The 15,005-nt window shown below is 47.8% G+C and carries 10 protein-coding genes; 7 read left to right on the forward strand and 3 right to left on the reverse strand.

Annotated features, from left to right (window positions below):
* Positions 1 to 50: 50 nt before the first annotated feature.
* The 3 genes from F4X88_20880 to F4X88_20890 all read right to left on the reverse strand — a co-directional run bounded on the left by F4X88_20880 (position 51) and on the right by F4X88_20890 (position 5,445).
* Positions 51 to 647, reverse strand: a complete 597-nt coding sequence (locus tag F4X88_20880) for an FRG domain-containing protein (protein ID MYA58737.1) — start codon at positions 645 to 647, stop codon at positions 51 to 53.
* Between the two features lie 255 nt (positions 648 to 902).
* Positions 903 to 1,694: a HEPN domain-containing protein gene (locus F4X88_20885; GenBank protein MYA58738.1), complete on the reverse strand. Its 792-nt coding sequence runs from the start codon at positions 1,692 to 1,694 to the stop codon at positions 903 to 905.
* Between the two features lie 229 nt (positions 1,695 to 1,923).
* Positions 1,924 to 5,445 (reverse strand): DUF3883 domain-containing protein, encoded by a 3,522-nt coding sequence (locus tag F4X88_20890; GenBank protein MYA58739.1) that lies wholly within the window; start codon positions 5,443 to 5,445, stop codon positions 1,924 to 1,926.
* Between the two features lie 394 nt (positions 5,446 to 5,839).
* Here F4X88_20890 and rfaE1 point away from each other — a divergent pair, with 394 nt between their 5' ends.
* From rfaE1 to F4X88_20925, 7 genes are all read left to right on the forward strand, one after another.
* Complete coding sequence (gene rfaE1, locus F4X88_20895) at positions 5,840 to 6,859, forward strand: D-glycero-beta-D-manno-heptose-7-phosphate kinase (protein ID MYA58740.1); 1,020 nt, start codon at positions 5,840 to 5,842, stop codon at positions 6,857 to 6,859.
* A gap of 211 nt (positions 6,860 to 7,070) precedes the next feature.
* Positions 7,071 to 7,646 (forward strand): D-glycero-beta-D-manno-heptose 1,7-bisphosphate 7-phosphatase, encoded by a 576-nt coding sequence (gene gmhB, locus F4X88_20900; protein MYA58741.1) that lies wholly within the window; start codon positions 7,071 to 7,073, stop codon positions 7,644 to 7,646.
* A 106-nt stretch (positions 7,647 to 7,752) separates the two neighbouring features.
* Entirely contained in the window at positions 7,753 to 9,063 is a 1,311-nt protein-coding gene (locus tag F4X88_20905) for a nucleotide sugar dehydrogenase (protein MYA58742.1), read from the forward strand.
* 37 nt (positions 9,064 to 9,100) lie between these two features.
* Positions 9,101 to 10,681, forward strand: coding sequence for an NYN domain-containing protein (locus F4X88_20910; GenBank protein ID MYA58743.1), 1,581 nt, complete (start codon positions 9,101 to 9,103; stop codon positions 10,679 to 10,681).
* Between the two features lie 314 nt (positions 10,682 to 10,995).
* Entirely contained in the window at positions 10,996 to 12,423 is a 1,428-nt protein-coding gene (locus F4X88_20915) for a hypothetical protein (GenBank protein ID MYA58744.1), read from the forward strand.
* A 63-nt stretch (positions 12,424 to 12,486) separates the two neighbouring features.
* On the forward strand, positions 12,487 to 12,819 hold the full coding sequence (locus F4X88_20920; protein MYA58745.1) for a hypothetical protein: 333 nt from the start codon (positions 12,487 to 12,489) through the stop codon (positions 12,817 to 12,819).
* Between the two features lie 190 nt (positions 12,820 to 13,009).
* A complete protein-coding gene (locus tag F4X88_20925; protein MYA58746.1) occupies positions 13,010 to 14,971 on the forward strand; it encodes a hypothetical protein in 1,962 nt (653 codons plus the stop codon).
* Positions 14,972 to 15,005: the final 34 nt, after the last annotated feature.

Below are 15,005 nucleotides of genomic sequence, written 5' to 3' on the forward strand. Positions count from 1 at the left end.
CAACGATTTACCCGTGCTTTTCTAAAGACTAAACTTTTATCAAACTCACGTTATTTTTGTAAATATTTTAAAATAGGAACTTTTAGCGCATCCGGGATCTCAACTATACTATCTGGATCAGGGGTAAGATAGCCTTTGTTAGGTCTGACGAATATACTACTTTGGGCGACGACGCGATGCATCGGTTCATTAGGTTCCCACGGGCTTTCGACTAATCCTTCGATATCTTCTCTTTTTCGCAGGATAACCCTACCTACCTCATCATGAAAGCCGTCGCAAGCAAAAAAAAGTGCCACGCGAACGTCAGTCGTAAAATCTATCAGATTGGTTTTTCCACCATAATGCTGAAGTTGGATTAGAATTTGTAAAGCACTGTGCCCAAATCCCAAATCATTATTGTCAATGGATCCTGCAAGATGTTGTCTTGCATGGTTTATCACTATTTCCCTCTGAATACGTTCAATATCAAGATCATCACGCAATATTTGTCGGTACCCTCTCCAAAGGCCTGAGGAAACTTCTGTATAGCATTTAGGCTCGCCACGGAAAATATAGTTTCCGCCTAGAGTCTTATCTTCTATTTCTTGGATCTTTTCTCGAACTTTGCTGATTTCACTCTCGGATTCGGACCGTTTTACTGTGGTCATTCATTCTCCTTTACAGATATAGGTTACTAATCTTTTTAAATGGATTTCACTCGTTAATTAGTATATGTATAGGTAATTTCTACATGCAGAGTCATTTAATTGTCGGTTTTTTGAGTATTTTCGCGAAGGCATCGCGATCTAAGGAAATCGGAAGAAACACCCAAGCAAAACATTCGCTTCTATAGGGATGTATCGGGAATCGAAGGTCCCTCCTACAGGAAAACTAAATGCCCCTATCCATGAGTGAAAAGGATATCATCTAAAAGAAGTCTTCTCCATAAGAAAACCGTGTTGTGTGAGTTCAGTCGATACGGAGGTCCAGACGGCGCGGGCATGTTCAACGGCCGTGGATGCGTCTGTTTCCGTGGCTTCTTGTGCGGTCTCCGGGTAGCGGGCTTGGACCGCCCATCTGTTTAAGTCCCGAAAGTTTGGCAGCGCGGTTTTGAGGGGTTTCCAATTCTCAGGCAACAGATCCCGTAGAACATTCAAGTCATGCGTTCTCCGAAAATCGATCTGTAAGAAAATTAATGCTGCTTTAAGTGCCTTTTCGGCGGCTTGTTGGGCGAACCAACACGCTTGGCGAGGCGGAACGTGTCGTTGCCTTAAAAGGGTTTCAGCTGTTGTTAAGTCTTCCTCCGCATAGCGGAGCCAGCGAGCGGTGTCTGTGAGTCGATCAGTGGTTTGCATGGCGGAGTTTACCTCCTTGCTGGGTATATTGCGGTATGCATCTACATTCCAGTTCTTCCACAGGACTTTACCCTCCTGCTGGGCATACCGCAGCACTGACCCGATCCGGGTGCGGCTGCGTTCAAGCTCTTCCGGTGTGGATACAATGATGTCCTTTGCCACGGGCACATCAGATAGTGCATCCTCAAGGTCAATGGCGGTTTTCCGTTTATCCGTGAGTTCCGCGAAAACCACGAGCAGATCTATGTCGCTATCGCGATCTGCGTCGCCTCGTGCCTGTGAACCGAAGAGGATAATCTGCAAAGGGTCGAAGTCGCGCACGATGCGCTCTGTCATGATTGAGATAAATTCGTTATCCATTGGCCTCTCCTTCTAAATTGACCCCTATAGTTGGCAATTTTCTAACACCGATGCTTCCTCAGGTATTGACTTGATAGGAGCAAGGCAAAATCCGCGTAATCCGTGCCATCCGCGTCAATCCGCGATTCAGACAGGTAATTGCCAGTATATTTACATACTCGTTAGATTGTGGAGACTACGCGTGCGCAAACTAAAAGTTTACGCTACAAGCGGTTGTCTCATCCACCGATTAACTTGGTGGTTCAGAACGAGCAAGCAGTTTATTGAGGTCATAATTTATACTCGTCGCACTGAAGTCTGGTTCTTTTTCAAACGGTTGTCGAATATAACGAGGTTCTTTTGCTTCTTCACCGTCTACTTCAATAATGGCAAGGATAAAACTCTCTGGCTTGTTGAATGCGGTGAAAATCTGTGTTTTGGAGACAGTAACAGTCGGGGAATTGGGAGATTTTCCTTTCACTTCAATGAACAGCAACTGATTGGTGTTCGGATCTCTGGACTCAATATCGTAGCCCGGGTTTTCATGAGGCATCTCTTTCGGCTTCCGTCCAAGTTTGCATTCTGTTTCCATCACAGCGGCAACTGCGAGTCTATCAATTCGTTCTCTGTCGGCTTGTGAGAATGTAACGGGCACGGGAGGTTCAGGATCGAGGCAAGTATCTAATAAACGCTGCGGAATGACAAGTGCTCCACCAATAACAACGGGTGACAGTGGCGAGATGTGGCGTTCTAATTCTAACTCCTCCATTCGCTTTTCGAGTCGTGCCTGTAACTCATCGGCGCGTTGCCGCGCTTGTGCTGCGTTGAGGCTCGCCATCCTGTTTCCAGATTCCTCCTGCAGTCTTAATTCATAAGCCCGATTGTCCCAATAGTGAATCTCTTTTGTAAGCCGTTCCTTGACTGCGCGCATTGTTTTCTCGACAAGAGTCTCTCTGTGTTCTTTCACTTCATCGAGGTGCCCTGGAACGAGGCGTTCCACAGCATAATCCTTAATTTCTGATTCCAAATCCGCGCTTAGCCAATCCGCTTCCAATAGAGGTTCAACCGCTGACCATTCATCCTCGTCTATCGGGCGGTAATCAAGATACGGAGCATATCCGGGCGTGCTAACCGTTTTGTCGCTGTTGATTTCCACGAATTGCATCTGTCGTGAGACAACTTGTTGGCTTCCATCACTACGCATCCGCCCATCTTGAATCGTATGTTCAAGGTAAAATAGGACCCGAACCTCGTCGCTCCGTTCATCTGAATCAACCAAAACGGTTCCTTGTTTAAGCAAGTTCCGATGACGTTCTAACGTTGCACTTAATGCCGCATCAAGCAGTGGATGCCCAGGGCAAACGAACTCGGCGAGCGGTTTTCCTTGAATGTTCACCTTATCCTTTTCAAACGTAATCCGATCATATTGACCTAATATAGGCTTACCGGTCCCTAAACCGCGATTATAGATACCCCCGGGGACATGACGAATTTCATAGCGTCCCGGTTCGCGTTCAGATAACCTTCCTTGGAGTCGTGAAAACGCCTCGCGGAAAAAGGATGCTATAAAGTGCGGTTGCAAACGGCGGGCTTCCGCACGTTCCATTTCTTCACGGATATTACCAAGGCGAGTGGTGTCCATTATTCCATGAGTCAAAACATTTTCATCAATCAATGCTTGTAGGTGCCCTTGGTTTATCATGCCATCAATGACTTCTGTCAGGCGCGCTTTGACTTCAGGTTTATCGCCTTCACGGATGGCTTCAATGAGAAGATTTCGGAGCGATGTGTCCGTGAAACATTTGCCGAGCACGTCAAAAACAGCTCCGCCCAAGGCATCGCGTTGCTGTCCAAGTTTATAAAGCAGTGTGTTGAACACTTCACCCTCACGAGTTTTTGATGCGACGAGATTCCAGAGATTACACACTTCTGTCTGCCCGATTCGGTGAATACGCCCGAACCGCTGCTCAATGCGATTTGGATTCCAAGGGAGATCGTAATTCACCATCAAATGTGCACGCTGTAAGTTGATACCTTCACCTGCGGCATCTGTCGCGACCAGAATCTGGACCTTGGCATCTTGCATGAACGCCTCTTGTACTTTTCTCCGTTCTTCCCATCGCATACTTCCATGAATTGTAGCAATAGCCTCGGTATCGCCAATCAATGTTTGGATACGCTCTGTCAAATAGTGGAGTGTGTCCCGATGCTCTGTGAAAATAATGAGTTTGCGGCGGTGTCCTTGTGAGTCAAACAGTTCTTGAGCAGCATCGGCATCGCTTTCACCCTGTAGAAGATTGGACAATTCTTCCCATTTCCGATCCGTATCGCTTTGTCGAACCCTTTGGGCAAGTGTCTCTAAGTGTTGCAGGGTCTGAATTTCTGATCGCAATTCAGTAATCGTCCCAGCGGCTGAAGCACGAGCAACGACTTCTTCCTCTTTTGCTTCTACTTCTTCAGCGGGTGTTTCATCATAGAACTCATCTGCTTCTCCAGTGTTTATCGGAATCTCAGTCAATCCTGCCTGATTTTCTAAATCAACATTACGGTTCTGTATCATTTCTTGCAGGAGTGCCTCTAAACGCGCCCTGCGACGTTGAATCGAGCGGTAAATCGCCTCTGGTGAGGAGGCAAGCCTTCGCTGTAAAATCGTGAGTGCAAAACCGATTCTGTTACCGCGTTGTCCTCTGATTAAGTCAGCGCGATTCATTTCCTTACGGACATACGCTGTCACTTCATCGTATAGAGACTTCTCCAGTTCAGAGAGTTCATAGTTAATCGTATAGGCATAGCGTTCCGGGAATAACCGTGTGCCATCAAATTTCAATAAATCTTCTTTCACCATTCGGCGCATCAAATCAGAAGTATCCACAGCGTGAACACCATCTCGGAAACGTCCCTCAAAACGGTCTTCATCCAGCAATGCCATAAAGAGTTGGAAATCTGCCTCTTTACCGTTATGGGGTGTTGCGGTGAGCAAGAGAAAGTGGCGTGTGAGTTTTCCAAGCAATTGTCCGAGTCTATAGCGTGCTGTAGTGCTTATTTTCGTGCCAGTGGCTGAAGCCGACATTTTGTGTGCTTCATCGCAGACGATAATATCCCAGTGGGTTTCTTTCAATTTCTCTTGATACGCGTCATCTCGGCTGAGTTGATCGAGCCGACAGATAAGGAAATCTTCTTCCTGAAACAGGTTTCCAGTACGAGGGGTATTAAATTTTTCGCGGGTGAAAATCTCAAATGGTAGGTGAAAGCGTTGATAGAGTTCTACCTGCCACTGCTCCACAAGGTTACCCGGACATACAATCAGGCATCGTTTTAAATCACCTCGCACAAGGAGTTCCTTAAGATACAGCCCCGTCATAATCGTCTTCCCAGCACCCGGATCGTCTGCGAGAAGGTAACGCAAAGGCTGCCGGGGCAGCATATCTTCATAGACTGCAGTAATCTGGTGGGGTAACGGTTCAACCTGCGAAGCATGCACCGCAAGTAACGGGTCAAATAGATGTGCTAATCGAATACGATGTGCCTCAGAAACGAGTCGAAACGTTTCGCCATCTCCGTCAAAGCTCCAAGGGAGACCGGCAGTGACAATTTCAAGGTCGGATTCCTTACTACGAAAAAGAAGTTGGGCACCCGGATTGCCAGCCGAATCTGTGAAAAAAAGGTCAATTGCGGCATCACGTCGCCAATGCACGACGACGACTGTTACGTGTTGGTTGGGTAATACACCTTTAACAATAGTACCTGGTTGGAGTTCTTCTAAGCGTGCCAAATGAAGTCATCCTTGCGTTTTGGGTTGATTATGGTAGATTTCGGACTTGCACAAACTAAAAGTTTATGCTACAAAGAGATCTACTTATTTATAGGTTTCACCATTGTCAATGCCTTAAAATGTTACACCAGTGTAACATTGCAGGGTCAGCAGTCAGTATCTCTAACCTTAGGGTCCGTCTGCTTTTCGGAGCATTTTTGGAACTGGTGTTCTGTTAGAAAAAAATAAATTGGTGGAAGTGTAACATTTTCGAAGTGCTTTTTTCTTGGTTCGGATTTACATTATATATGATAACATATTTGACTGCGTGATGCAAATTTATCTTTATCGTGAAATCTACAATTACAAAGAATGTGTATTGCTTTAACCTGCGGATTTATGCTAATATAATGGTGTGAACTTAAAAGCCGTTTTTGAACAACTTCAAGGCAAGCGGGTCGTGATTATCGGTGATGTCATCTTGGACAGATATGTCTGGGGGGATGTGAAACGAATTTCGCCAGAAGCCCCTGTTCCAGTGTTTGAAACGACGACAGAGAAGACCGGATGTGGTGGCGCAGCGAATGTCGCCCAAAATGTTGCCAGCTTAGGCGGCAACGCAACGCTGGTCGGGGTCATCGGTGAGGACAGGGAAGGCGAAAAGTTAGTCCAGATGCTAACCGAAACGAATCTCGTTACGACCGGGGTCTATGCGGATCCGCAGCGACCGACAAGCACAAAAACACGCGTCATTGCCCGTGGCGCCATGCCCTTCCCAGATCGGGAACGGGATTCGGGACATCACCTGCTCCGTATTGACAGGGAATCCAAACAGGAAATCTCGCCGCAGATACGAGAACACCTACTGAACACTATCGCTGCGCAGCTGCCAACAAGCGATGCAATTATCTTTGCTGACTACGATAAAGGGGTCGTCACGCCTCAGCTCATCAAGGATGTTATGAAACACGCCAAATCTTACGGTATCCCCATCATCGTCGATCCGAAGCAAAACAACTTCTGGCACTATAAAGGTGTAACCGCCGTTACGCCGAACCACAAGGAAGCAAGTGCTGCTGTCCATGAAGAAATCACGGATATGTCCGATCTCGTCGCTGTTGGTGAGAAAATTCTGGACAGATTGTCCCTTAAGGCGTTGCTAATTACCCGCGATGCGAAGGGTATGTCTCTGTTTCACCGTTCGGCAGATAGTATCGTAAAAGCAGAGCATCTCCCACCCCACTCAAACAGTGTGACAGATGTTACAGGGGCAGGGGACACGGTTGTTGCCGCTTTCACACTCGCGCTCGCAGCCGGTGCTGAATTTCGTAGTGCTGCGGTGCTGTCTAACCTTGCAGGTGGGATAGCCGTCGGTAAGATGGGGTGTGCGACCGTTACACCACAGGAACTGCTGTACACTATCAAGGCTTTTTAATTTTACCTTAAATCGCGACGAAAGTTTCAAGGTTGCGAAGTGTGCTAAAGTTTGCGAGTTTCAAGAGACGCCTTAGCAACTTTACAGATTTTAGAACACTTTACAACTTTCTACCAGACCCGTAGCCTGCAACAACGGCGCAGGCGGATTTAAGGAATGTGCGTTAAAGATTCAAAATGATGTCATTTCTCCGCAAGGAAAGATTAAAAAGATGAAGACTATTTTTCTCGATAGAGATGGTGTTATCAACCGGAATCCACCCAATAAAGGCTACGTCCGGAAATGGGCAGAATTCACCTTCATTCCGAATTCCCGGAAAGCGATCCGAGAATTAACAGAAGGCGGTTATCGAATTATTGTGGTAACCAATCAATCAGGAATCGGGAGAGGCCTCTATTCAGAGGAAGATTTAGCGGATATTCACTCACGAATGGTTGCCGAAATTAGAAAATCAGGTGGAACAATTGATGCCGTTTATTACTGTCCACACCATCCCGATGCCGGATGTGAGTGTCGCAAACCGAAGCCGGGTATGTTAATGCGCGCTGCCCGTGAACACAACATTGAACTGGAAAATGCCTATTTGATTGGTGATTGGACCACAGATATTGAGGTAGGACAGCGTGTCGGTGCCACAGCATTTCTCGTTTTAACAGGACTTGGACAGGAGAGTTATTACCACTACATTCGGACGAAACCGTGTCGGCGTGCGGATCAGAACGGACATCGTCCTGATAGGATCTTCACAAACCTTTACACAGCAACGCGTTGGCTTATAGAAAATTAGAATGAAAAACTGAAACTGTAGCCCGTAATGTAATGGAGGGCGGATATACGGAGAGGCACTTCATCCATCAAATCCACCTGACCGAACCGCAAGGTAAAATTAAAAGATGATTCTTGGAAAAATAGAAACCCGGACGGCTCGCTCGGGTGTTATCGGGCTTGGATATGTCGGACTGCCGCTTGCCGTTGCGATTGCGAGTGCAGGATTCCGAGTTACAGGCATCGATATCTGTTCAGAAAAAATAGAACGGTTGAAACAGGGCATCTCCGACGTTCCTGATGCGACCAACGCAGTGCTCGTCCCCCTTATTGCGTCCGAGCAGCTGCAGGTAACGACAGACTTTTCTGTGCTACGCGAATTGGACACAGTTAATATCTGTGTGCCGACCCCTCTGGGGGAAAACCGAACCCCCGACATGCAGTTTATCATCGCTGCAGTTCAGCAAATTGCGCAATACCTCCACCCCGAACAACTGATTATCCTCGAAAGCACCACCTACCCCGGCACTACCGCAGAGGTTGTATTGCCCGAACTCAACGCCCAGTTTCCTGGCACCCTACAAGTAGGACGTGATTTCTATCTCGCCTACTCACCGGAACGGATCGAGCCGGGGAATAGTACCTACTCCGTGACAAACACCCCTAAAATTATCGGAGGTGTCACGCCGCAATGCACCCACGTCGCGAAAACCTTCTACGCACAGTTCATTCATAAAACACACACAGTCTCTTCACCCCGGACAGCAGAGATGGTCAAACTCTTAGAAAACACGTTTCGGAGTGTCAACATCGGCTTAATTAATGAGGTCGCGCTTATCTGTGACCGGATGGAGCTTGATGTGTGGGAAATCATTGATGCCGCTGCGACAAAACCGTTCGGATTTATGCCGTTCTATCCAGGTCCCGGGCTGGGTGGACACTGTATTCCAATTGACCCGCATTATCTCTCTTGGAAAGCACAGATGTATCAGTATCACGCTCGATTTATTGAGCTCGCTACCGAAATTAACAGTGAGATGCCGAAATACGTGTTAGACAAAATCATCCACGCCCTGAATCTTCAACGTAAACCCTTGAATGGAGCGAAACTATTAATCTTAGGAATCGCTTATAAAAAGGACATCGGCGACATTCGCGAATCGCCCGCACTTGAAGTAATTCGTTTAATTCTTGACAAAAAAGCGGAATTCCTATATCATGACCCCTATATAAAAGACTTGTCTCTTGATGATACAGAAATCTATCACTCAGAACCGCTAACAGCAGCTCTTGTAGAAAGTGTTGATTGTGTTGTCGTCCTAACCGATCATACTGCTATAGACTACAACTGGCTCGTCACACATGCCCAACTGATTGTTGACACACGCAATGCAACGCGCGGTGTCAAGAAAGGACAGGAAAAAATTATCAAAATTTAATTTTTAATAAGGTAAAATTAAAAATCGGAGTATAATAATGTCAAATCCAGACCTAAGATTTCATATACAGCGCGACCAACTCACGTGGTTTCTCGACCTACTTTTAAATGAAAGAGAAATTTTTCAATTGAGTGCCTCTACTGGCATCGTTCTCGATGTGGACCGGTTGTATGCCTTATCAAGACGAGAATTACTCGTAAATTTAGCCGATGTGTTTTTGGAGGTCGTTGGCACAACAAAATCTGAACTAAAAAATCCAGAAACTTCATTAGTCGGCCAATTTCTTACTGAAAAAGCACAAGCTGCGATCTCCCGAGTCGGGTATATGGAAATCTCGGAAATCGAAACGTTTTTCAAAACGTCTGATGTCCTCATAGAAGGCGGCGATTTTGGCGAAGTCGTCTGGGCACTTCTCACTGACCAGCGGACCGCAGTCGTTGAACACGGCTATAAACTCCTCAACACAACATACGAATCTATAGAAGTGGCGCATACAAATGGAAGCGGAAACGTCCATGCTATGGATCCAATGGAAAGCATCGAAGCTCAGCCCATTTACGACCCGGAAAGTGGACTGCAACACGCAGACGCATCTGACCAAGACCTTGAGCATCTTGAACGACAACTGGCGGATTCGAAAGCAGACTATACCTCGCTTGAGCAAAAACATAACCGGTTAGAGCAACAACGCGCCCTTCTATTAGAGGAAAACAAGGGATTAAAAACGAAAGCAGAGGAAGTTCATGGAAACGAAAAACGATTGAAGGCTCTTGAACAGGAAAATCACATACTTCGTGAACAGGTTGCACAATATATTGAAGACACCGCTGAACTACAACACCTTACCGCCGAACATGAACGCCTCCTTGCTGAAAAGGACCAGATGACAGAACAACTCAGAGAATATGAACAGATTAAGGCAGCCAAGGAGAACTTCACTACCGATCTCAAGTTGGTTGAGGAGGCAGTCTACAAAGGGCATCAAGGCCTCGAAGACTTTCAAACAACGCTTGACAACCATTTCGATATTCTGGAAAACAGCCATCAGGCGGCACGCGGTGCCTTGAATCAGATTCGTCAAACGCTCGCTTATCTGGATACGCAAGAAGCCGTGGAAGGTCAGGGTCCCTACAATCTAACGACGGAGCAACCCCGTGTTGGTGTGTTTGTTGATGTCCAAAACATGTTTTATGCCGCTAAGGATCGATTTGGACGCAGGGTCGATTATATCAAACTCCTCGATCTGATCGTCGGACCCCGGTATCTCATGGTAGCCTACGCCTATGTCGTCCAGATACCCGAAATCAACCAATCCAGTTTCCTGTCCCTTCTTGAGCACAACGGTTATACGATTAAGAGCAAAGACTTGCGTCTGCGCGGCGACGGGTCTGCAAAGGGGGATTGGGATGTCGGCATTGCAGTGGATGTCGTTTCAATGCTCGGTTCATTGGATGTCGTCATTTTGGCAAGCGGTGATGGCGATTTTTGTCCGCTTGCTGAGCTTATCAAACAACAGAATAAGCGTGTGGAGGTCGTCGCTTTTGAGCATAATACCTCCATGGATTTACAACAAATCGCCGACCAGTTCTTTCCAATCGGAGACGAGTTACTCATCTGATTTTTAATTTTTCCTTGCGGTTGAACGCCGTGTGTTTGGAACTTTGACGTGTCGTTCTCAAATCTGAAGAAATACGCAGAAACACCCTATCAAAAACCCCAAGCAAAGACCTCTATCAAAAACCCTGCGCCGTTGTTGCAGACTATAGGTTTGGTTTAAGGAAAGGAACGTCAAAATTCCCGAACCCAGTCGAAGCGGAACCGATTTTTAATTATACCTTGCGGTTCGGTCAGATGGGTTTGATGACTGAAGTGCGTCTCCGTAGACCCGCTTGCGCCGTTGTTGCAAGCTACAAGTTTGGTTTCAGGAAAAGAATGAAATGGAGTCCACAAATTAAAAATCTTTTCACTCTCCTTTCTGTGCTTATTGTAATAGACGCGGCAAGCGCGGAATGGTCATCCTCAGCGACAGAAAATCTTCCATTATGCACAGCACAGAATGAACAACACTTTCCTGTCCTCGTTACGGACGGGCAAGGGGGTGCTATCGTGGCGTGGAGTGATGCCCGGCACGCGAACCGTGATATTTTTGCACAACGCATCAGCGCGACCGGTGACGTTCAGTGGGAGGTGGATGGTATCCCAATTTGTGATCTACCGTCTTCGCAAAGTTGGCCCCTCATTGTCAACGATAACGAGGGAGGCGCCATCCTCGTTTGGGGGGATACCCGTCACGGTAATCAGGACAGTTACGCACAGCGTATTGACGGTAACGGAAACAAAGTGTGGGATCCCGAAGGTATACCTGTCTGTACGCATCCTACGTTGCAAGATGATTTGAATGCTATCGCTGACGGTAAAGGGGGCGTAATTGTTGTATGGGAGGATTGGCGGAACGGAAATCAAGATATTTACGCCCAAAGAATCGACAGCGCTGGAAACCCATTGTGGGAAGCGAACGGTGTGCCTGTTTATAGAGGCAATGGTGATCAGTATGATCCGGTTCTCGTCGCCGATGGACAAGGGGGTGCTATTTTCGCATGGTGGGACATCAGCACTCCAGACTGGAACATTTTCGCACAACGGTTGTCAGCAGAGGGGCATCAGATGTGGGATTCCGCCGAGGAGCCAGTTCCCGTCTGTACCGCGACCGGGAACCAAGGCGCGCCGGTTGCTGTTAACGATGCGAGTGGCGGTGTATTCTTCGTCTGGTCGGACTATCGCAATGACCCGAATTTTTATACGACTGCGCAACTATACGCGCAACGCATAACCGCTGAAGGACACGTCCTATGGGAAAAGGACGGCATTCCAATCTGTGAATTGCCTATCAACCAACAACAACCCTATTGTGTTCCTGACGGGAGTGGCGGTTTCATCGTCGCATGGTGGGACGAGCGAGATATTTTCGCGGACATCTATGCCCAACGTATCAACGGAAATGGCGAGAGGTTGTGGATCGACGAAGATTCGCAGTTCCAAGAGGCGGGTGTGCCTGTTTGCACCGGGGCAGGGGTTCAACGTCTCCCCCAACTTGTTCCGACTGGTAAGGTTGGAGAAGTTATCGTCTATTGGCTGGATTATCGCGAAGATTTCGGGGATTCGACAGAGGATGCAATCTACGTGCAACGGCTTGATGCCGATGGGAAGCCGTTTTGGGAAACCAACGGTATCCCTGTCTGTCAGGCACCGAAAGAGCAAATTACCCCCCAAGCTGTATCTACAGATGGTGATGCGGCAATCGTCGTCTGGAGCGATGCGCGCGGGGCAGATTACGACATCTATATTCAACGTGTCCCATAACAGACAGATTTGACTTTTTCTGTTTTCTATGCGATAATAGACACAGTAAAGGAGGACGAAAACATGTCGGAGCAAGATTTCAGAGAACGAGTATTAAGTGCCATTACGGACCTCAAGCGCACGACCGAACGCATAGAAGACAAAATAGAGCGCGTGGAAGACAAAATAGAACGCGTAGAAGGCAGAATGGAACAAGTGAACGAGAGACTAAATAGTAGGTTAGCAGCTGTAGAAAAAGACGTAACTAATCTTCACGGTGATGTTAGATGGATTCGGGGTAAATTTGAAGGAAGACAGGAAGCAACATCGAACCAAGACGTAAAGACTGCTATTTGGATAGCGTTGGGCTCGGCACTCGCAGCGATCGTATCGTTGATTAAGTCGTTTTGGGCATAATATGGTAAAGTTCACAATTATTTCAACATTACGGGAAGGCGAGGATACTAGGGGAAACACCTCACCAAAAACACCTTGCCAGCGTTGGTGGGGGGTCCTTTGTAGGGATAACCCCTGAAAGTTGCTGAACCTTGCAGAATGAATTCCCAACCTTTGAGGTTGGGGAGAGCGTTAAATAAAAGGAGTTTTTATGGCAAAACGTGCACAACTCGCTCCTGCAAAACGGGCAATTATTATCGGGATGGATGGCGCGAGCATGGAACTGGTCAAGAATATGATTGATTGGGGACACACCCCGAATATGGCGAAATTGCTGCAAACAGGCGTTTACCGACCCATGATCGGGGTATTTCCGACATTGACACCGCCAGGGTGGACGGCACTCTCTACGGGTTCATGGCCCGGTACACATAAGGTGATGGACTTTAACATCCGTGCCGTAGGAGATCGCCTTGATAAAACGGTGTGGGGTATTAATACCGGCTTGTGTCAATCCGAATACCTCTGGAACCTCGTAGAACGGGTAGGTGGGAAACCGATTCTGGTGAAATGGGAAATGTCTTGGCCCCCCACCGTCACGACGGGCATTCAGGTTGAAGGGACGGGCCCAGGGGTCTCGAACCACCATCAGGTTGCTGGGTATCATCTCTTTGTCGCAGGAAAATGGGCGGCACGTCCTATCGGGGGACAGCGGGACCCTGAGACGCTTGATCCGAGTGCCTTACAGGGGGTTCAGCACATTGATCCCGTCACTATTGAACCGATTGAAGATGGGGAATGGGCGGCTTTGCCCGATTCCACGGAACCAGCGCGGGAGGTCGTCCTCACAATTCGACCCTTGGCGCGTGGCAGAGAAGATGTGATGCCCTCCATCTATTCCGAAGGTGAGGCTTCCGATGAAACACGTATTCCCAAACCGTTTTACGGGTTGATTTACGCCTCTGGCGATAAAGGTTATGATCGAGTGCGGATCTGTCGGAGTCGGTCTGGAGACGATGCCGTTGCGGATCTGGGGGTCGGTGAATGGAGCGAGTGGTGGCTGGATACTTTTGAAATTGATGCGGCTGATGTGGAAGGTTACGTGCGAATGAAACTCGTGACGCTCACCGAAACGGCAGACGCTTTTGAACTCTTCGTCCCACAAATTTGGCCCAGAAAAGGGTACACCGTTCCAGATACAATCGCCACCACAATTGACACTGAAATCGGTTCATTCCTTCAAAATCCGGCGCGTGATGCACTCGGACAAATGGACGATGAGACCTATTTCGAGGTGCTTGACTATCACCATCAACGGCTCGCGGATGTCGCAACGTATCTGGTTTCCGAAAACAACGATTGGGATGTTCTAATGGTAGAAAGCCATGCCCCGGACTACGCCAGCCATTTCTTCCTCAGTCAAGCAGATGAAATCAGCGGCGCAGCACCAGAAACAATTCACCGGTGTCGTGAGGGATTACGACGAACATACCAATCTGTGGATCAGATGATTGGACGACTCATGGAACAAGCCGATGAAGATACTGTAATTCTTGTCTGTTCCGACCACGGCGGCACACCTAACCAATTCCGTGCCATAGACATCGAAGAGGTACTTGAGGAAACCGGGTTCATCGTTAAAGATGGAAACCGGGCGATAGACTGGACAAAGACGCGGGCAGTCAATGTTGGATTAGTGCATATCTTTATCAACTTAGCCGGACGTGAACCGGATGGAATCGTTGCCCCTGAGGACTATGAAGCAACGCAACGTGAACTCATCGCTGCATTGCATACCTATAAGGACGAAAAGACCGGACGACATCCCTTTACATTGGCTGTGACACGAGCAGATGCGGAGATGTTTAACTTACACGGAGATTTGGTCGGTGATGTTGTCTATGCCCTTCGACCGGAGTTCGATGGTGCACACGGCAAGCAGTTACCCTCTGTGAGTTTCGGTATCGGCGGGCAACACTCTACATTTATTCTTTCAGGTGCTGGGGTCCGACAAGGAGGCGCATTGCAGCGACAGGTTCGCGTTGTTGATGTCGCACCGACGCTCTGCTATCTACTGGGACTTCCGATGCCTAATAACGTGGAGGGTGGTGTTGTCTACGAAGCGTTAGCGGATCCGAATTGGCATTTGACTCAACTCGCGGCTTTAGAGTAAACAATTCATGCTCGATCCTCACGACGCGGAAATT

The sequence above is a fragment of the Candidatus Poribacteria bacterium genome (genome assembly GCA_009839745.1).
Classification (GTDB): domain Bacteria; phylum Poribacteria; class WGA-4E; order WGA-4E; family WGA-3G; genus WGA-3G.